This is a genomic window from Acinetobacter towneri (genome assembly GCF_001758345.1).
GTDB classification, from domain to species: Bacteria; Pseudomonadota; Gammaproteobacteria; order Pseudomonadales; family Moraxellaceae; genus Acinetobacter; species Acinetobacter towneri_A.
On sequence record NZ_MKQS01000008.1, the window covers coordinates 23909 to 42771 of the forward strand.

The window sequence follows — 18863 nt, forward strand, 5'->3', positions numbered from 1 at the left end:
CATGAATGACATGAGTATTACAAAACCCATTGATAAATTATTAACAGCGCTAACTGCCCCGACGAGTTTAGCTGAAATCGCCAAACGGTTAGTCCCAAATGATGCTTTACAGGCTGCTGACTACCATTTTTTTCAGATTAATAGTTTAAGCCATATTTCTGATGCACCTCGCCGAGAAGCACTAGAAAATGTTTATAGTAGTATTCGTTATCCTGGTGCTAGTGTAATTTATATACTCAAAGGAGAAACACATGGTGTAACACTTTATTTGGGAATTGCACGTAACCATATGTATTCTAAACCTGTTATTTCTATATCTGATATCTCAGAAAGTATTTTAAAACCTAACTTTGAAGGAAACTTTAAAGGAAGTCACATACAGCAATTAACAGATAATGGCACAGAGCTAATTAACAAACTGCAGAGATACCGTCATGTAGGTGTCTTACAAGGAACAGTTGGTGATCAAGCTCAAGGAGAAAATGCTTTTTTTCAGGGCATTGATCGGTTAGTGGATGTGATGACGGGGAGTGATTTTTGTCTTGCAATAACAGCTTCTTGTGTTGCAATGGAACAATTGATGGAGTTAGAGCAATGGTTATATCGTGGTTATGAAGTGCTTGCTCCTCTTGCTCGAGTTTCACTTCAGCATGGGAAAACGAATGGTCGTTCTGTAAGTTGGGGTGAGAGTAAAGGAGAAAGCCGGGGAACAAGTTTTTCTACAAATAATAGTTATACAAAAGGTGGGAATGAAAGCACAACAAAATCTGCAAATAGAAGAGATAGCTCACAATCGGGAACTGAAGGTAGCTCACATTCCAACTCTGAAGGTGAATCGAAAGGAGAAAATGAATCAAAAAGTAGCGGAAGCAACTACAATGCTTCAGTGAATCAAGGTGAAACACTAAATATATCTGAAGAACGCCACAATAGGCAAGCACAACAATGGTTGAGTTACTTAGATGAGGTCTTACTACCAAGAGTAGATTATGGCCGTAGTCGTGGCAGTTTTATATGTAATATAAGTTTATTGACAAATTCTCATCATAGCTTACTAAGATTAGGTGATGTTACACGCTCAATTTTTAGTGGAAATATGGGGAATCAATATCCATTACAAATGCTAGATATTTCAGCAGTACCAGAATGGGTTAGAAGTGTTAAAAAATTACAGATTCCAGTTATTTCTCGACATAGTAATGATCAAATATTAAATATATTCGATAGTTTAAAGTCACGTATTAATCTAAAAGGAAAAGTTCTGATGGGTGCATATGTTACACCAAAGGAACTAAGTTTAATTGCAGGCTTACCTCAGGAAGAGGTAGTTGGGATAGAACTTAAAGAGCAAGTGACATTCGGATTAAATCCACCAAAAGTAAGTGTTGTAGAGAGTTTACCATTAGGTAGTCTTGTACAATATGGTCGTATATTAAAAGATAAAAAAGTAGCTCTGAATAGAGATGATTTAAACAAGCATGTATTTGTTGCAGGTGTGACAGGTAGTGGAAAAACAACAACTTGTCATCATCTCTTACGAGAAAGCATGTCAAAATTTTTGGTTATTGAACCTGCTAAAACTGAATATCGCATGTTAATTGAAGAATATGATGATTTGCTTGTATTTACACCAGGACGTGATGATATTGCACCATTAAGATTGAATCCATTAGAAATGATGCCAGGAGAGACTATCTCAAGTCGAGTTGATATTATTAAGGCAAGTTTTTTGGCCTCATTTGATATGGAGGCCGCGATTCCTCAGGTATTAGAAGCTGCTGTTTATCGATGCTATGAAAAAATGGGATGGGATATTAATACTTCTAAACATCCTTTATATCCTGATCCTTTCGCCCCAGGTTGCTATCCATTCCCAATATTACGAGATTTGCTTGAAGCTTCAGAGCAAGTAGTTAAGGAACAGGGGTTTGATGAACGGTTACGTCAGGATTACATTGGTTCTATTAAGGCACGTTTACAAGGATTATTAGTCGGTGCCAAGGGGCAGATATTTAACACATTACGTTCTATTGACTTTAGTGAATTGATACATCGACCAGTTGTTATTGAGCTTGAAGAAATTCGCAACGGGGCTGAAAAATCGTTACTAATAGCCTTTATTATGACAAATGTTATTCAGGTATTAAAAAATGAACATCGTAAAAATCCAAATTTTCGACACTTAACACTTATAGAGGAAGCACATCATCTTCTCACGAAAGCAGATCCTTCAATGAGTAGTAATCGAAGACAAGCTGTTGAAATGTTTAGTGATATGCTCGCAGAAGTACGTAAATATGGTGAAGGTCTAATCATTGTGGATCAAATTCCTAATAAGCTTACGTCTGAAGTAATAAAAAATACCAATACAAAGATTGTTCATAAGTTATTTGCTGAAGATGATAAAGTTGCGATAGGTAATACTATGGCATTAGAACCATTGCAACAACAGCATTTATCTAGATTAGAAACAGGCCAGGCAGTTATATTTAGTCAAGGTTGGAAAAGCGCTGTGCTTACTCAAATTGAGCCTAATTCAACGACACAAGCAGATATTCCATTAGATGTAATTGAGCCTAAACTACGTTACCGTTCTTGGCGGTTCTATCAATTACTAAACAATCGACATGTACTACCACTAACAGCTCAACAATCAACACTAAGTATTGAACAATGGCAAGATCAATTATCGTTTAGTGCAGATATTAAAATATTGAGTGCTTATACAAAATACATGGAGGAGAGAAATGAGAAAAATCACCAACATCTAATATTAATGTTAAATATGGCTGTGAATCGTTTGGGTTCTGTATCAATGGTGATTGAACATCTACTTCATCATCTTTATATACCATCTCAAAGTGAATCTATTGTTCAGTGGCGGAGCAAATTGCAAGCTTGTTATCCACTCTTATGTGATAAGGATCATGCTAAAGTAGTTAGCAAAGAAAATTTTCATACTAGTACAAGGAGAAAATATTAATGTTAGGTGGATTAATTAGTGCAGGAGCCTCCTTGTTATCTGGAGCAATAAGTGCAGTTGGTACAGCATGTTCTGCAATTGGTGGAACTGTTATATCTACAGGTCGCGTTATGATTGATGCAATCAATGGTGGGCTTCCAATGGTTGCAAGGATTTGTGATGCTGCACTTACAGTGGGTAAAGGGCTAGGAGTGTTTGCAACTGAACATAATGAAGTGGATATGTATGAACTTGGTATGCGTACTGAACGTGCAGTAGAAGAGGGCACTACTTCGGAGCAGTTTGATAACAACCAAGCATATATTGACTATTTGCGAGAAAAGATAACACTGAGTAATGAAGACAGAATAAATTTGAAAAATCTTTCAGATAGTGACAAGTTAAAGTATGCCTGTATTGGTAGTGCTATGACTATTGCCACTATTAAAGAAAAATATGAGATAGATATTCCTGAGACATTTTGGAGCATTACTACTGACCTTGGGATTCAACCTGAAAAGTTCAAACCAATGTTAGATATATTTGAAAATGCAAAATTACAACCTGATTTGAATGGTTTTATGAAGGGAGAGTTAAGTTCTGATTTGCAACGTAGTATTTATGATTTGATCGATGAGCGACTAAGTGGTGTATTGGGAAAAGAAATAGTTGATAAACTAATTTCTTGAATTTCAATAGATCGGTGACTATTCAAAAAATTTAAGTCAGGATACACCAGCTATTAGGTTCCAAGGCTGCATTTGATTTTTGATCTCTTGCGAAGTAGTACTTCTCAGGCAAATTGGTAGATTATTGTCATGCTCCAAATTAACTGATTAAAACTGGCCAATCCTTCAGCGTATAATTGATCGATTTGGAAGTGCCGTAACTTGATGGCGTCTTCAGCCTATATTGATGAAGCGCTAAAAAACTTTTAAAGAAATGTACTAAACCTTATTGATTTAGCTATGCAACATAATCTTCTGACAATTCTCGGGGTCGCTTTTTGATCTTTTGATCAAAAAATAGCATTATAAAATCAATATTTTATAAATTATTTAAAAAATGATGTACAATTTTAATTCAATGAAAACTAGATCTGGTTATTTTTGAGTTTTAATTAGCTAATTAATGAAATTAAGATTAAATATATAAAGGTTTATATGATTTTTTTATTTAAATTGAGAAATAACAAATGAAATTGACTGATCACTTATTATATATAGATATTACACAAATATGTGGTATTGGTTGTTCTTTTTGCATGTATTCTGACAAACATAAAGGTGGAGTAAATTTAACTTTAACAGAAAAATCAAAAAAAAAWTTAAAAGGATTAATAAATGATAATGCTGTGAAAAAAATATCCATAAGTGGGGAAGGTGAACCTCTAAACAATATAGAAACATTCCATAGTATATTGGATTTTTCTCATAAAAAAAATGAGTTTGAATTTATTAGTAGCGGTTTTTTACCAAAAGAGTTGATGTATAAATTTTTTATTGATACTAATAATATCTTATTGAAATCTAAAAGCAGATGTAATATTAGGATAAGCTCTGACTCTTATCATCTTGAAAAAATAAAACATAGATCACATGGATTAAGCATAGATTGGTTTATTAAAAATCCTAAAAGTCTTCTATCTTTTTCATTTAGATCAATCGATACTGATAAAGAATTTACAAGAAATTTTTTAGTCACTGAGGCTATGAAATTTGGATACCACGCAAAAATAAAAGAAGTAAATAATTTAACCGATGAAATTATAATTAATGAAAATTACGTTTTTAAAATTGATTATAAAAACTTAGTAAAACCTGAAAATATAGAAAATAATAATTTTTTAGATTTAAAGGAGTATATTAAGGAAATAGAAATTAAAACAAATAAAAAATTTACTTTAGGTAGTATAAATGTTGAAAATAATGGTATGGATGTAACCATTAAGCCTGATGGCAGCATTTTTTTCTATGGAATTGAAAATATAAAACTAGGTAATTTAAACCTGGATGATATTGATTGGGGTGACTTGGAAGATCATGTTAAAAACAATAAATTAATTAATAATTTGTATAGGATTCCATTTATGGATTTAATAAAACCTATGGAAAAAAACTTGATATTAAATGAAATTATACGAAGAAATAACAATCCTTATTGGGTAWTGAAGGAGTTGGAAATGTATCCAGATATTTTAAAAGAGATTGCATCTAATGATTGATTCACATGTGCATTCAGCATATTCTAAACATGCTAGTGGATCAATTGAGCAAGTTATAATATCTGCTATTGATAAGGGTATAAGTATATTAACAATTACAGATCATGCGCCATTTTTTTTAGATTCAACTAATAGATTAAGAAAAGATGAAATATGTGACTATAAAGAAAATATTTTATCTTTAAAAGAAAAGTATTTTAATAAGATAAAAGTATTGCTTGGTCTTGAATGTGATTATTTTGAAAATTGTTTCGATTACAACCAAGAAATAATTGATTTTATTAAACCTGATTATATTATTGGTTCCATTCATTACATACCAGGTGTTAATAGAAACATTAATGTATGGGATTTAGATAAAATTAATAACCCTCAGGTTTTTTGTTCATATTTTAATCAAGTAAAAGCTCTAATAAAATCAAATCAGTTTGATTCAATAGGGCATCCTGATATTTTACTAAGAGTGGTTAATAGTGATGTTTTGCAAAAATACCATTGTGAGATAATGGATTTGTTAACGGAGAGTAAACTAGCATATGAATTAAATACATCGGGATTGAGGAAAAGTAAATATAATCCAACAACAAATTTGGAGTATTTTGGAGAGTGGAGTTACCCATGTTTAAGCAATATTCAATATGGGGTAGAAAATAAAATTGATTTCGTAATTGGTTCTGATGCACATACACCAGAAGATGTGGGTTTAGGAATTGAAGATATTTTATTAACAACTCATAAAATTGGTTTGGAAAAAATTTGTTATTTTGAAAATAGAATCAAAAAACATGTAGAAATTAGTAGTTTATTAAGGGATTAGATTGTGGTTTGTAAAATTGATTTTATAAGTCTTATTGAAAAAGAAGAAGTTATTGATTGGAATGTTTTTAAAAATGAAAATAAAGACAATCTAACTTTAATATTTGATTGGATATCAAAAAACCTAATAAAAAGTATGTCTATAAAAAATTTTAGATCTATTATGTATTCATTTTTAGATTCTGGGATTATTGATATAAATAAATACTTCAAAATGACAGATAGTTTCTATATTCATTCATTATTTTTGAATAATGGAGAATTTTTCGGTGCATCTGGACAAGATTTAATAAAATTTACAAAAATGTATAGTCAAGCAAAATATGGTAGCTATAAAGATATTGAATTTTTTTCAAATATTTTATATGAGTACATGGTGGCTGAATTACAAAATAAAAATAGTCACTGGTATATGTTTTTTGAAAATGTAAAAAAAAATAATGAGAAAGTTGTGTTGTTAACTACTGGTTGGAGAAGTGCACCATCAACTGCCAATATTTTATTTGAAATTTTTTCTAAAAATCTCAATGTTTGGTTGGCTTTAAAAAATTACCCAACCATAATAAATGTAAAACTGCCCAGACTGGCCTTACCTTGTGAAAATTATGCTTCATTAAGTGAAATGGAAAGGATTAGCATCTCAAAAAATAGAGATCATATCATTCCAGCAAGTAATTTTTTTGCTAGTAGGAATGTTAATATTATATTTGGAGATGATATTTTTATTACAGGTTCTACTGCTGATAAATTGCAATTAGAGTGTATTCAGAATGGTGCCAAATCATTTAAATCCTTATACTTAGCTATTTTAAATCCTTTAGATGCCTTTATAGATCCTAGTCTAGAGGAATACTTGAATAAAAAATTTATAACAGAGGATTTAAATGATGATGTAGCGAATTTATTGAATTATAAATATTTTACTCCAGTTCTTAGAACTTTAAGATTGATTTTTGATAGAAAAAATTTTATACAACTGCCTAGCTTTCTTCCAAAAGTAAAAAATACAGTTTGGCTGAGTATTTATATTTCATCTTTAAATAATGATTTTCATCTTGAAGAAAATTGTAAACCATCTATTGAGTTGGTAAAAAAATATTTAATTTTAACAAAAACATTGGATGAAGAAGGAATGCCTTTAATAATTAATCAATAATATATTATTTCAATGGTGTTCAACGTTGTTTTATAAAATTTCTAGAGTTTAATCTACGAAGTTTGCTGCAATTGTAAAAATTTGATTACTTTCGTTCTATACCTAAATCATACTGCAATGATTTACGTCAACAAGTCTTAGATTTCTAGTAAGCATCCGATTGAACCGTACCGGGTTTGTCGGAGACTTTTTTATTTAAGTTAGGGGTAATCCTCCCATAAATAACCGAAGTTAAAAGTAGAGGTTAAGCAGCCATTAGAGGTGGCCTTCCTTTGTTAGCTTGATGTGGTCTTTCATGGTTGTAATGCCACAACCAGTTTGTTGCATAATCTTGTACTTCATCCAAAGTATCAAATAAATGCTTGCTCAGCCAACTATAACGTATGGTCCGATTATAGCGTTCAATATACGCATTCTGCTGTGGCTTACCCGGTTGAATATATTCAATACGAATACCGTGCTCAGTAGCCCAGCGCACAAATTCGTGACTGATAAATTCGGGACCATTATCGCATCGGATCACTAACGGTTTTTCTCTGCACTCCAGCAATTGATTCAACGTACGAATAACCCTGATTGTGGGCAATGAGAACCCTGCTTCAATGGCTAGGCCTTCGCGGCGGTAATCATCAATCACATTCAATAATCGAAACTTGCGACCATCGGAAAGCTGATCATGCATAAAATCTAATGACCAAACCTGATTTTCTCGGATTGGTTCTTTCAATGGTTCAGGCGCATGCCGTTTTAGTCTTCTTCTCGGTTTAATACGCAGATTCAGTGCCAACTCACAGTAAATGCGGTAAACCCGCTTGTGATTCCAGCAGCAACTCTCAACATGCCGTAAATACGAGAAGCACAAACCAAAGCCCCAATCGGAATTTTCCTCAGTGAGTTCAATGAGCTGTTCAGCAATGAGTGCATTGTCATCGCTGAGTTTGGCTTGATAGCGGTAGCAGGTTTCACTAATGCCAAATGCTTTACAAGCCAAACGAATACTAATGGCATGCTGGGCAACTGCCTGTTGTGCCATCTTACGCCGGCAAGATGGCTTTACCCTTGCGCAGCAGTGCTGCTCATTGCCATCGCTTCCTGGATGATTTCGSYCTTTAATCGCTCTTCCGCATACATCTTTTTAAGTCTGGTATTTTCGGCTTCTAGCTCTTTCAGTCGAGCCATTAATGATGTATCCATACCACCATATTTGGCACGCCATTTATAAAAGGTATCATTACTCATGCCGTGTTCACGGCAAAGGGTCGCTACAGGTGTGCCAGATTCTGCCTGTTTCAAGATGGACATGATCTGACTGTCAGTAAATTTAGATGTTTTCATGCAGAATCTCCTGCTCGTATCTTAAGAGAAAATTCTACTTTTAGATCCTATTATTTTTAGGGGGGATTACCGCCTAACTTAAATAAAAAAGTCTCCGAAAAACCCGGTACGGTTCAAAACTTAAACACTTTCCCACTAATACGAATAATTATCTTTCAATCTTTGCGCTATTTCTTTATATTTATGAAGTTTTACCTAACTATATAAATATTGAGGGATTTTTGTGAAACATTTTTTTCTTATACTAACTTTTGGGTTGTTAATCACTACACTTTCAGGATGTGCAACATCTCGTGGACTTATCCAAGTTCCAACCTCTAATCAAGTTTCTACACAAGAGGCCAGTAATTCTAAAAAAGTGATTATTGCACTTGTTGAAGATGAAAGGTCTTTTCAAGATAAACCACCAACTGCTGATATCCCATCTTTAAAAGGTGGTTTAGCAAAGGCTACGGCTGAAGAAAAAGCAAAAGCTGTAGCTCGAAAGCGTAACGGTTATGGAAAAGCTTTAGGTGATATTCTTTTAGAGAAAGAAACGGTTTCTGAATTATTAAAGAAACGTACAACTCTAGCACTTAAGAAATCAGGCTATGAAGTTCTTGAAGATAATGCTGCCAATCGGGCGAATGCAGACCTAGTTTTGAATATTAAAATTAATAAATTCTGGTCTTGGTTCCAGCCAGGATTTGCATCTATTAAAATCCATTCTGAAATTGATACCGATATCTTCAATACGAAGAAATCGCCAGCTGAACCTATTCACGTTTACAGCAAAGTTGTTAGATCAGCACAGGTAGCCAATGGTACAAAATGGATTGAAAATATTGATAATGTTTTGAATGACTATGAAGCTAAATTAATTTTATCTTTGCCTAAAGTTACCCCCTAATAAATCATTTTAGATCCAAATTATAGACTCTTAGAATAAAGCTCTTTTAGAAGAGCTTTATCATTTTATCTATCTGTTAGATTTCCCAGTCTACATTCAACTTCACATAGGCTTTGTTGCACAAACCTATCTGTAAAGGCTTTTTCAGCAATATAATTTTCAAATGAAGAAGCTTACATACAAAATCTACCGCACAACCAATTGGTCAGCATATAACCAAGCACTCTTTAATCGTGGGAATATTGACATTTGGTTCGATCCAAAAACACAATGGCATGCAGAACCGCAAGGCAAATAAGGTCTAAGTAAAACTTACTCCGACATAGCGATTCAATGTATTTGATGATCAAATCTCTATTTAGACTCACTTTACACAGGGTTACTGGCTTTGTTCAAAACTTAATTAAACTTTGCGGATTGGATTGGACAGCACCAGATTACAGTATGCTTTGTAGAAGACAAAAGCATATTGATATTGCAATTAGTTATCAGAAAAACAGTGATGGGCTTCATCTACTCGTAGACTCTACAGGCATGAAGTTTGTGAATGTACAATGAGGTCCTTAGCTGGTTTTTGATTGTGAATAGCCATATTCGATGCATCACAAACAAGCTTGGCTGTCATACGCTCATTTAAGCTGTAGCCAACCACTTGTTTCGTGTAAACGTCTTTTACAACTATTAAGTACAACAAGCCTTCAGTCGTCCATATATACGTAATATCACTCAATCACGCTTGGTTTGGTTTAATCATTGAGAATTGTTGCTCAAGCAAATTTGGGTAGATCGCTCAGTTATGGTCACTGTTCGTCGTTCTTTTGAAACGTTTGTGGTACTTACAATGCAGCTGATTTAACTTTTTTATCTGACATACTGCATATGTACTAATTTTTACGACCTGAGCCTGTAAATGCTTGGTTAAGCGAATATAGTCATAGCTCTGTTTCGTTTATTTGTGCGCTATTTTGACCAAATTTGTTTGTTGATTTCGCTGAACTAATCGTTTATTCACACCTCGTTTTAGCCAATTATAAAAGTGTGAAACTAATACATGAAGTAATCGTGCCATCAAAATAATCGGCAATCAGTGTTTTTGCGATTTCATATAGGCGTACCTTACTGACGTACTTTGGCAAAGTACGCTGCTGCCTTTTTTAGAAATTTACGTTCCATTTCAGCGGATTTAAGCTGTTTGTTTAAGTTGCTTATTTTCTTCGAGCAAAGCGTTTAGGTCAGGTGAATACTGTTTAGTACCAGCTAAAGTCCCTGCCTTTGCCTTATTGTTCCAATGCGAAAGGGTCTGCATGGAAATGCCGAGTTCTCTAACTGTTTCGGATACATTGCCTTGATTTGCTTCTAATGCTTTGATGGCTTCAGATTTAAGTTCTACTGTATACGTCTTGTGTTTCTAGCTCATGGTAAACTCTTGATGAGTATGTATAGTTTACCAAGTTAAAACCTCCTGTTTTTTCAGCATACAGCAATTGATAATTGAATGGATTTCACAGTTTTATTTTTGAAAACAACATGGTTTTGTTATTTTTTGTGAAAAATTTAACTCGGTGTTATAATTACACACCTGATAATTGTCAATTTTTTAATTACTGATCATGATGATGCAACTCCACGTGTCCCACTTAAATCTAAGTTCGATTGATCAAGTGTTATCAGCTATACAACACATTCCTGCGATGCAACGCCGGCGCTTATCGCGCCTAGCAAAGCTGGCTATGAATAGTGCAATACAGACTTTAAATACACACAAAGTCGATTATATTGTGTGGGTGTCGCAATATGGCGATGAATCAAAAACACTAAATATCTTAGAAGATGTATTAAGCGAGCAAACGCCTTCACCAACGCAGTTTTCAACCTCGGTGCATAATGCAATTTCCGGGCTTTATTCCATTTTATGTCAGGATGCGACCCCTGCGACCAGTTTGGCGGGTTCGTGGAATGATGGGTTGATTGAAGCCTATGCGTGGCTAAAAACAATACCTGAAGCCGGTCATGTTTTGCTGGTGTATTACGATGAAGCCTTGCCAGAAATGTATATCGAGCATCAACCATTTTCTGCTTTTGCGATGGCAGCGATGATTTCATTAGCGCCTGCAAATTTGATACTGACGCCAAAGCATACGAATGCAACGCCAGCCTATCAGCAAGCTTTAGCATTTAACACGTTTTGGACTAATCCTGAGCAAACTGAATCTGAAGCGTGGACGAAATGCTGAAATTAAATCGAATCAAGCAAAAAGCCAACTATGCATGGCGGGTTGGGGCGACAGGATTTAGCTTTGCCAGCTTTGGCTTAGGCGGTGTGGCGATTGGCGGTTTGGTTGCCCCTCTGGTTAAGCTGAGTTCGTCTGATCTGGATGTCCGAAAACAGCGCACTCAAAAGGTGATTAAACACAGTTTTAAAGGTTTCACCGAAATGATGGTGAAACTGGGCATTATGACTTATACGGTTGAAGGTTTAGAGAAATTAAAAAACAGTCAACAGGAGTTGGTGATTGCCAATCATCCGACACTGATTGACGTGGTGGTTTTAATTGGTTTAATGGAGCAAGCAAACTGTGTCGTTAAGCAGGCACTGTGGTCAAATCCATTTACCAAAGGTCCTGTGCAAAGTGCGGGCTATATTTTAAATGCGGGTTCTGAACAATTTATTCAGGACTGTGTACATAAACTACAACAAGACCATGCTGCCTCGTTGCTCATCTTTCCTGAAGGAACACGGACGGCCAAAGGTGAGAAGTTGAATGAGTTTCAGCGTGGCGCAGCCAATATTGCACTAAGAGCAGGGGTGCCGATTCGTCCTGTGCTAATTAGCTGTAAGCCCTCGACACTCACAAAAAACGAAAAATGGTATCACATTCCAGAACAGCCTTTTCATATCCATGTGAAAGTCTTGGATGCGATCCGTGTGGAAGACGTATTGGATGACGTAATGGTTAATCCAAAAAATGTACGTCAATTAAATCAACAATTACAGTGGTTTTTTAACCAAGAGTTATCCCAAAATGACTAATCTTGCTGATGAATTAAAGCAAATGATTATTGATGTCCTTGCCCTTGAAGACATCAGTATTGAAGACATTAATACAGACGCGCCTTTGTTTGGCGATGGTCTGGGTTTGGACTCGATTGATGCCCTTGAATTAGGCTTGGCATTGAAAAAACGTTATGGCATTCATTTGAATGCAGAGTCTGCAGAAACCAAAGAACATTTTAAATCAATTCAAAGCTTAGAGGCTTTGGTTGAAGCACAGAAAACAGCATAAGAGGTTGCTATGCTTGCACAAGAAACCGTGTTAGAAAAATTACGTGAATGGATGGAAGAGCTGTTTGAAATTGCGCCTGAAGATGTGCAATTAGAGTCAAACCTAGCTTCAGACCTCGATGTTGATAGTATAGATGCCATTGATTTGGTCGTAAAAATTAAAGAACTGACAGGCAAACAAGTCAATCCTGAAGACTTTAAAAATGTGCGTACCGTTCAAGATGTGGTGGTCGTCATTCAGAATATGTCAGTTGCATGAACAACATCTTAAAAGGGGTGGCAGGGGTCGGATTGATCCTCTATCCTTTTTTTGTGGCTTATGCTTTCGCGCATGGACAGTATGTCTGGGTCAGTGCGGTATTGATTGCACTGGGCATCCTGCGTCTATTGAGTAAGGGCAATGCCTTGCTGTGGCCATTGACGGGTTTTGCCATTTTATGTGGCGGGCTGAGTTTGATTTTAAAAGATCATGCATGGCTTAAACTCTATCCTGTCTTTATGAGTCTTGGGGCACTGTCTATTTTTGCCAGCACCTTGATTCGACCGCCTTCAATGATTGAACGTTTTGCGCGTTTGGCAGAGCCTAATCTGCCCGAAGAAGGAGTAGAATGGACACGTCAAGTGACCAAAGTTTGGTGTGGTTTTTTTTGCATCAATGCGGTCATTGCCCTGATCACTGTTTTCTTTGCACCGATGAAGATTTGGGTGCTGTATAACGGTTTGATCTCTTATGTCTTGATGGGTGGGTTGTTACTGGGTGAATTTGTGTTGCGCAAACGTCAGCGGCGACTGCATCAAGTTCAGAAATAACAGCATCTCCGTCAGGTTAACTTAAAATAGTGGCCTCGAACTATAGCGATTAGAAATACGGTTTTTAAAAACAAATTATATGTCTTGTCATTTTCAGCAGCATCTCCATTCTTCGCGTCCCTTGTGTATTCAGACGGACTTAAGTTTCGTTTCCTTTCACACTTTTTGGTTGGATGTAGCTTTACAGGCTACGCAAATTCAGCAGTTGGAACAGCCAGTATGGGCGCTTTGGCAAGAAGACAGTTATGAGTTTTTAGTATTGTTGTTTGCATCCTTACAAGCAGGTAAGCAAGTGCTGTTGCCGCCGCATCGGGTCAGTGACTTAGAAAAAGAATTGGCTGAACAGCAGATTTATTTTTTACAACGTTTGCCGTCGACAGCCACGCCAACTTTTGAGCTTCAATTTGATGCTACCTTTCTCAATCAGGCACAGCTGTATTTTTATACTTCGGGCTCAACAGGGCAGCCGAAAAAGATTCCGCGCACCTTGCAACAATTGTTCAATGAAGTCTGTGGTTTAGAAGCCAGTTTTGATTTGCCTGAGCAGGCTATCGCGATTTCTACGGTGAGCCATCAACATATTTATGGTTTGCTGTTTAAGTTGTTGTGGCCTTTAGCCAGTGGACGCAGTTTCTATCAGAAACAATTGGCTTTCCCTGAAGATGTGGTTGATCTTCAAAAGAAAATTGCCCATTTGCAACTGCCCAATTACCTGATTTCAAGTCCTGCATTGTTGAAGCGCTGGACCACAGATGTAGTGTTGCAAGACTGCCATCGGGTCTATTCCTCTGGTGGAAAGTTGGATGCAGGCGTGCGTCCTTTGCTAAACCGTCCCATTACCGAAGTGTTTGGTAGTTCTGAAACAGGCGGGATTGCTCACCGTCAGGCAGATGATGCGCTATGGACTCCCTTTGCCAATGTCGAAATTAACTGCGCCGAGCAACAAGAGTTAGCCGTTAAAACCAATCATGCCTTTAGCATGGATTGGATTTTGACTGGAGATAAAGTGCAGGTCGTGGATGCAAATAATCCCAAAAGTCCATTCCAACTATTGGGGCGTTTGGACCGTATTGTCAAACTCGAAGAAAAGCGGTTAAGTCTCGATGCGATTGAAGTGAAAATCGCTGAGTTGGCAGAAATACAGCAGTGCCATGTTTTAATTCATGAAAAAGAACAGCGTCAGATTTTGGCGGTGGTAGCGGTGCTGACAGTGGATGCAAGGGTGCTGCTTATCGAAAAGGGCAAAGCTGCCTTTACCGCACAGCTGAAAAAACAATTACAACAGAAGCTGGAAAGTATCGCGATTCCGCGGCAGTGGCGGTTCTTAACGCAAATGCCACAAAATGCACAATCGAAGCTGAATAAACAGTATTTAAAATCACTCTTTCTGCCGATGACCTTGCCTGTGGTATTGACACAGCAGTCTCAGGATATGCAGATCAGTTATGCTTTGGAGTTTGTGCCTGAGCTGGAATGCTTTAAAGGGCATTTTCCGAACTTTCCGATTTATCCGGGCGTAGGGCAAATTGGTTTTATCCAGCATTTTGCCAAACAAAATTGGGTGGATTTACTGTGGTGCAATGGTTTTGAGCAATTAAAATTTCAAGGACTGATCCAACCCTATCATACGGTGGAACTGGTGCTCAGCCGTAAAGCGCATAAGGTCAGTTTTGAGCTGAAAAATCATGACAAAATATTGGCATCAGGACGTTTGCTGTTTGCTATCCCTTCAGACGTTTAAGCCGAGAGAAAAAATGAAACACTGCTTTGTGATTCCTGTGTATAACCATCCACATTATTTGGCTGCGTTACTGTCACATTTAAGCGCTTTTGAGTTACCCATCATTATGGTGAATGATGGCAGTGATGCCGATTGTACGGCGGTATTACATCAGCTTACGCAGGACTATCCAAGGGTCGATTTGGTTGAACATACCCACAATCAAGGGAAAGGGCAGGCGGTGATCACGGGGCTCAAGCATGCCTTTCAATGCGGTTATAGCCATGCCTTGCAACTCGATGCCGATGGACAACATGACTGGCAGGATGTGCAACGCTTTTTAGACACCTCTATCCAGCACCCCGAAGCCATGATTATTGGTCAGCCGATCTTTGATGCGACTGTTCCCAAAAAACGTCTCTATGGCCGTTATGCAACGCATATTTGGGTGTGGATTAACAGTCTGTCTTTTGAGATTAAAGACAGCATGTGTGGCTTTCGTGTCTATCCTCTAGCGCAGACAGTGAACATTCTAAACACTGCCAAGTTTCAACCGCGGATGGGCTTTGACTCGGAAATTTTAGTGCGTTTGAAATGGGACAATGTGCCGTTTATTAATCTGCCCACGCATGTGATTTATCCTGAAGGTGGTATTTCACATTTTGATGTGTGGCGTGACAATTTGGGCATGGCGCGCGCGCACAGCCGCTTGTTGGGTGGCATGCTGCTGCGGTTCCCCAAACTGATTTATCAGAAAGTCAAAGGTTAAGGCGGTCAGAGAAATATATGCAGAAATGGAGCGCCGTGAAAGAACGGGGCGGGATGTTACCGCTAATGCTGATGCTGGGTTTCTACCGTTTGGGTGGGCGTTGGCTGTGCCGAGTCATCTTATACTTTGTGATTTTATGGTACTGGCTCTTTTCCAATACTGCGCGTCAGGCTTCACTGTTGTACTTAAAAAAATTGCATCATTTTGCAGGTGCGCAGTCGCCGTTTCAGGCTGAGCCGCAGCTGTGGCACAGCTATACGCATTTGATGCAATTTGGCGAATGTATTTTAGATAAAATTGAGGGCTGGCTCGGGCACATTCCTGAGCAGAACTTAAAGCTGCATGGTCATGCGCACTTTCGTTCGCACTATCAAAAAGGTGTGGTGATAGTGGTGTCACACTTTGGCAATATTGAATTGCTGCACGCCGTCAAAGCAGAGCATCCGCAGAAAATTAATGTGTTGGTTTATCAAAAACATGCTACCAAGTTCAATGCATTTTTAAAAAAACTGAATGAACATGCCGATGTTAATTTGGTTTCGGTGGATGAGTTGGGAATTGAAACAGCAATGATTTTACAGGATAAGTTGGATCAAGGTGAATGGGTGATTGTGGCAGCAGACCGCGTACCCGTGCAGTCAGATCGTGTACAATCGGTTGCTTTTTTAGGAGAGCAAGCGCTGTGGCCGCAAGGCGCTTGGATCTTGGCTAGCTTATTGAAAGCTCCTGTGTTGGCAGTGTTTTGCTATCGAGTTGATACACATTTTGAAGTGCATATTCATCAAGTGGCGGAGCAGTTGAACTGGCCGCGTAAAGAGCGTTTACAGGCCATGCAACAGACCACAAGACAGTATGTGCAACTGTTGGAACAGCATTGCATACGAGCGCCCTATCAATGGTTTAATTTTTATAATTTTTGGAATAAAGGATAAGTCTTGTGTTAATGGTTGGGGAAACTCCGCTCAGTATTGAAGATGTTGTGGCTGTAGCGCGTAAAGAAAAACAGGTGGTATTGCCTACCTCTGCTGAATGGACAGCATTGATTCAACGCGGTGCAGATTTCCTCGATCAGCTGTTGCAAGACGAAGGCGTCATTTATGGCGTGACCACGGGTTATGGAGACTCGTGCTTAGTCGGAATTCCAGCCCACCAAGTGCATGAGCTGCCGCTGCATTTGTCGCGTTTTCATGGCTGCGGCATGGGCCAAAACTTAGACTTAATTACCGCACGTGCTGTCGTGGTGGTGCGTTTATGTTCTTTGGCACGCGGCTATTCGGGTGTCTCGCATGCCTTGTTGCAACGGTTGGTCTGGATGCTGAATGAAGATGTGATTCCGGTGATTCCATCTGAGGGTTCGGTCGGTGCCAGTGGTGACTTGACCCCTTTGTCTTATATCGCTGGGGCATTGGTCGGTGAGCGCGATGTGTACTATCAAGGCCAGATCGTGCCGATTGCAAAAGTGTATGCCGAAAAAGGCTTGCAGCCTTTGGTGATGCGTCCTAAAGAAGGTTTGGCCCTGATGAATGGTACAGCGGTTATGACTGCGATTGCCTGCCTGAATTATAAAAAAGCCGAACAGATTTCTTTTGCCAGTACTTTAATTACTGCATTGAATGTTTTGGCTTTAGAGGGTAATCCAAGTCATTTTGATGAAGTCCTGTTTGCACAAAAACCACATCCGGGACAGCAACATATTGCAGCGCAGTTACGCGACTGGTTAAACAGTGAAGTACAAACCGAACACCAAAGTTCACGCTTGCAAGACCGTTATTCATTGCGCTGTGCACCGCATGTGATCGGGGTGTTTGAAGACTCTAAACAGTGGCTGCGTCAGTTTATTGAAAATGAGCTGAACTCRAGCAATGACAATCCATTAATTGACCCAGTCAACCTGCGGGTACTGCATGGTGGGCATTTCTATGGCGGACATATTGCCCAAGCCATGGATAGTCTAAAAATCATGATTGCGAATATTGCTGACCTGATGGATCGTCAATTGGCGCAGTTGGTGGACTATAAAATGAACAATGGTTTACCGCGTAATTTAACTGGTTCAAGTCCTGAGCGGTTACCGCTGAATCATGGCTTTAAAGCAGTGCAAATCGGGGTTTCGGCATGGACGGCAGAAGCCTTGAAACAGACACTCGCTGCGTCGATTTTCTCACGTTCAACCGAATGTCATAATCAAGACAAAGTCAGTATGGGCACCATTGCCGCACGTGATGCTAGCCGTGTCATTACTCTGACCGAACAAGTGATTGCAGCACTCAGTTGTGCAGCAGTTCAAGCAGTTAAACTTAAAGGTGTAGATAAAGAACTCAGCCCTGTTTTAAGAGCGTTTCAATACTGGGTGCTTCAGAGCTTCACCTACGTAGCGGAAGATCGTCCTTTGCAACAAGAGCTTCAAACGCTGGTCAATCGTTTTGATCATTTAGAACTGTTAGACAGCATTGCTGTTCAATATTTATAGGAAATGAGCATGTATGCTGACGTAATTATTGAAGTGCCTTTTCATGACGTCGACACCATGCATGTGGTGTGGCATGGGCATTATTTAAAATATTTTGAAATTGCACGTTGCAAACTGTTAGATCAATTTCACTATAACTATAACCAAATGCGCGACTCGGGTTATGCATGGCCTGTCATTGAAAGCTATGTGCGCTATGTACAAGGCATCGAATTTGAACAGAAAATTCGTGTGCGCGCTGTTTTGAAAGAGTGGGAAAATCGCTTGAAAATTGAATATCTGATTTTTGATGCAGTCTCGGGTAGAAAGTTGACCAAGGGCTTTACTTCGCAAGTGGCAGTTCATATTGAAAAGCGTGAAATGTGTTTTCAATCCCCACAGGTGTTGTTGGATTGTTTAAATGCATGGCCTGAGTTTAAGGCGGAGTAA

The 18863-nt window shown here is 38.0% G+C and carries 16 protein-coding genes and 3 pseudogenes; 17 read left to right on the forward strand and 2 right to left on the reverse strand.

Translation table 11 applies throughout. From position 1 onward, the window contains the following. Position 1 precedes the first annotated feature (1 nt). From BJN41_RS05990 to BJN41_RS06010, 5 genes are all read left to right on the forward strand, one after another. Positions 2 to 2983: an ATP-binding protein gene (locus tag BJN41_RS05990; RefSeq protein WP_070153984.1), complete on the forward strand. Its 2982-nt coding sequence runs from the start codon at positions 2 to 4 to the stop codon at positions 2981 to 2983. Further along, positions 2983 to 3651, forward strand: a complete 669-nt coding sequence (locus BJN41_RS05995; protein WP_010111364.1) for a hypothetical protein — start codon at positions 2983 to 2985, stop codon at positions 3649 to 3651. Before BJN41_RS05990 ends, BJN41_RS05995 begins: the two co-directional genes overlap by 1 nt. Positions 3652 to 4157: 506 nt before the next feature. After that, complete coding sequence (locus BJN41_RS06000) at positions 4158 to 5186, forward strand: 4Fe-4S cluster-binding domain-containing protein (RefSeq protein WP_070153985.1); 1029 nt, start codon at positions 4158 to 4160, stop codon at positions 5184 to 5186. Further along, complete coding sequence (locus BJN41_RS06005; RefSeq protein ID WP_010115568.1) at positions 5179 to 6003, forward strand: histidinol-phosphatase; 825 nt, start codon at positions 5179 to 5181, stop codon at positions 6001 to 6003. The genes BJN41_RS06000 and BJN41_RS06005 overlap by 8 nt, the downstream gene beginning before the upstream one ends. Before the next feature lie 3 nt (positions 6004 to 6006). Further along, positions 6007 to 7158 carry a phosphoribosyltransferase family protein gene (locus tag BJN41_RS06010; protein ID WP_081406286.1) on the forward strand — a complete coding sequence of 384 codons (1152 nt, stop codon included), beginning with the start codon at positions 6007 to 6009 and terminating at the stop codon, positions 7156 to 7158. Between the two features lie 244 nt (positions 7159 to 7402). Here BJN41_RS06010 and BJN41_RS06015 read toward each other — a convergent pair. Then, positions 7403 to 8493: pseudogene (locus BJN41_RS06015) on the reverse strand (IS3 family transposase). A gap of 223 nt (positions 8494 to 8716) precedes the next feature. Here BJN41_RS06015 and BJN41_RS06025 point away from each other — a divergent pair. Together BJN41_RS06025 and BJN41_RS06030 are read left to right on the forward strand one after the other, a co-directional pair. Further along, the gene (locus BJN41_RS06025) at positions 8717 to 9382 is read left to right on the forward strand and encodes a flagellar biosynthesis protein (RefSeq protein WP_070153988.1); all 666 of its coding nucleotides are present in this window, start codon (positions 8717 to 8719) and stop codon (positions 9380 to 9382) included. 163 nt (positions 9383 to 9545) lie between these two features. Continuing rightward, positions 9546 to 9928 (forward strand): annotated as a pseudogene (locus BJN41_RS06030) (transposase); the annotation flags it as partial. On the opposite strand, the pseudogene BJN41_RS15380 reads toward BJN41_RS06030, so the two are convergent. Then, a pseudogene (locus tag BJN41_RS15380) lies at positions 9927 to 10790 on the reverse strand (IS3 family transposase); the annotation flags it as partial. The pseudogenes BJN41_RS06030 and BJN41_RS15380 sit on opposite strands and share 2 nt — an antisense overlap. A gap of 205 nt (positions 10791 to 10995) precedes the next feature. Between BJN41_RS15380 and BJN41_RS06040 the strand changes: the two are divergent. The 10 genes from BJN41_RS06040 to BJN41_RS06085 all read left to right on the forward strand — a co-directional run bounded on the left by BJN41_RS06040 (position 10996) and on the right by BJN41_RS06085 (position 18863). Then, complete coding sequence (locus BJN41_RS06040) at positions 10996 to 11616, forward strand: beta-ketoacyl synthase chain length factor (RefSeq protein ID WP_070153989.1); 621 nt, start codon at positions 10996 to 10998, stop codon at positions 11614 to 11616. Continuing rightward, positions 11610 to 12413 carry a lysophospholipid acyltransferase family protein gene (locus BJN41_RS06045; RefSeq protein ID WP_070153990.1) on the forward strand — a complete coding sequence of 268 codons (804 nt, stop codon included), beginning with the start codon at positions 11610 to 11612 and terminating at the stop codon, positions 12411 to 12413. The genes BJN41_RS06040 and BJN41_RS06045 overlap by 7 nt, the downstream gene beginning before the upstream one ends. Continuing rightward, complete coding sequence (locus BJN41_RS06050) at positions 12406 to 12666, forward strand: phosphopantetheine-binding protein (protein ID WP_070153991.1); 261 nt, start codon at positions 12406 to 12408, stop codon at positions 12664 to 12666. Before BJN41_RS06045 ends, BJN41_RS06050 begins: the two co-directional genes overlap by 8 nt. 9 nt (positions 12667 to 12675) lie before the next feature. Continuing rightward, positions 12676 to 12924 carry an acyl carrier protein gene (locus BJN41_RS06055; RefSeq protein ID WP_070153992.1) on the forward strand — a complete coding sequence of 83 codons (249 nt, stop codon included), beginning with the start codon at positions 12676 to 12678 and terminating at the stop codon, positions 12922 to 12924. After that, positions 12921 to 13475, forward strand: coding sequence for a septation protein IspZ (locus BJN41_RS06060; RefSeq protein WP_070153993.1), 555 nt, complete (start codon positions 12921 to 12923; stop codon positions 13473 to 13475). Before BJN41_RS06055 ends, BJN41_RS06060 begins: the two co-directional genes overlap by 4 nt. Before the next feature lie 79 nt (positions 13476 to 13554). Beyond that, complete coding sequence (locus tag BJN41_RS06065; RefSeq protein WP_070153994.1) at positions 13555 to 15216, forward strand: AMP-binding protein; 1662 nt, start codon at positions 13555 to 13557, stop codon at positions 15214 to 15216. Positions 15217 to 15229: 13 nt separating this feature from the next. Continuing rightward, on the forward strand, positions 15230 to 15964 hold the full coding sequence (locus tag BJN41_RS06070; RefSeq protein WP_070153995.1) for a glycosyltransferase family 2 protein: 735 nt from the start codon (positions 15230 to 15232) through the stop codon (positions 15962 to 15964). Between the two features lie 17 nt (positions 15965 to 15981). Beyond that, positions 15982 to 16896, forward strand: coding sequence for an acyltransferase (locus tag BJN41_RS06075; RefSeq protein ID WP_070153996.1), 915 nt, complete (start codon positions 15982 to 15984; stop codon positions 16894 to 16896). Positions 16897 to 16907: 11 nt separating this feature from the next. Next, positions 16908 to 18434 carry an HAL/PAL/TAL family ammonia-lyase gene (locus BJN41_RS06080; RefSeq protein ID WP_141730378.1) on the forward strand — a complete coding sequence of 509 codons (1527 nt, stop codon included), beginning with the start codon at positions 16908 to 16910 and terminating at the stop codon, positions 18432 to 18434. Positions 18435 to 18443: 9 nt separating this feature from the next. Beyond that, the gene (locus tag BJN41_RS06085) at positions 18444 to 18863 is read left to right on the forward strand and encodes an acyl-CoA thioesterase (protein ID WP_005090845.1); all 420 of its coding nucleotides are present in this window, start codon (positions 18444 to 18446) and stop codon (positions 18861 to 18863) included.

Bases quoted from the DNA above. Each gene is read 5' to 3' on its own strand.
- BJN41_RS05990 (WP_070153984.1), top strand. From the start codon at position 2: ATGAATGACATGAGTATTACAAAACCCATTGATAAATTATTAACAGCG.
- BJN41_RS05995 (WP_010111364.1), top strand. From the start codon at position 2,983: ATGTTAGGTGGATTAATTAGTGCAGGAGCCTCCTTGTTATCTGGAGCA.
- BJN41_RS06005 (WP_010115568.1), top strand. From the start codon at position 5,179: ATGATTGATTCACATGTGCATTCAGCATATTCTAAACATGCTAGTGGA.
- BJN41_RS06040 (WP_070153989.1), top strand. From the start codon at position 10,996: ATGATGCAACTCCACGTGTCCCACTTAAATCTAAGTTCGATTGATCAA.
- BJN41_RS06045 (WP_070153990.1), top strand. From the start codon at position 11,610: ATGCTGAAATTAAATCGAATCAAGCAAAAAGCCAACTATGCATGGCGG.
- BJN41_RS06050 (WP_070153991.1), top strand. From the start codon at position 12,406: ATGACTAATCTTGCTGATGAATTAAAGCAAATGATTATTGATGTCCTT.
- BJN41_RS06055 (WP_070153992.1), top strand. From the start codon at position 12,676: ATGCTTGCACAAGAAACCGTGTTAGAAAAATTACGTGAATGGATGGAA.
- BJN41_RS06060 (WP_070153993.1), top strand. From the start codon at position 12,921: ATGAACAACATCTTAAAAGGGGTGGCAGGGGTCGGATTGATCCTCTAT.
- BJN41_RS06065 (WP_070153994.1), top strand. From the start codon at position 13,555: ATGTCTTGTCATTTTCAGCAGCATCTCCATTCTTCGCGTCCCTTGTGT.
- BJN41_RS06070 (WP_070153995.1), top strand. From the start codon at position 15,230: ATGAAACACTGCTTTGTGATTCCTGTGTATAACCATCCACATTATTTG.
- BJN41_RS06075 (WP_070153996.1), top strand. From the start codon at position 15,982: ATGCAGAAATGGAGCGCCGTGAAAGAACGGGGCGGGATGTTACCGCTA.
- BJN41_RS06085 (WP_005090845.1), top strand. From the start codon at position 18,444: ATGTATGCTGACGTAATTATTGAAGTGCCTTTTCATGACGTCGACACC.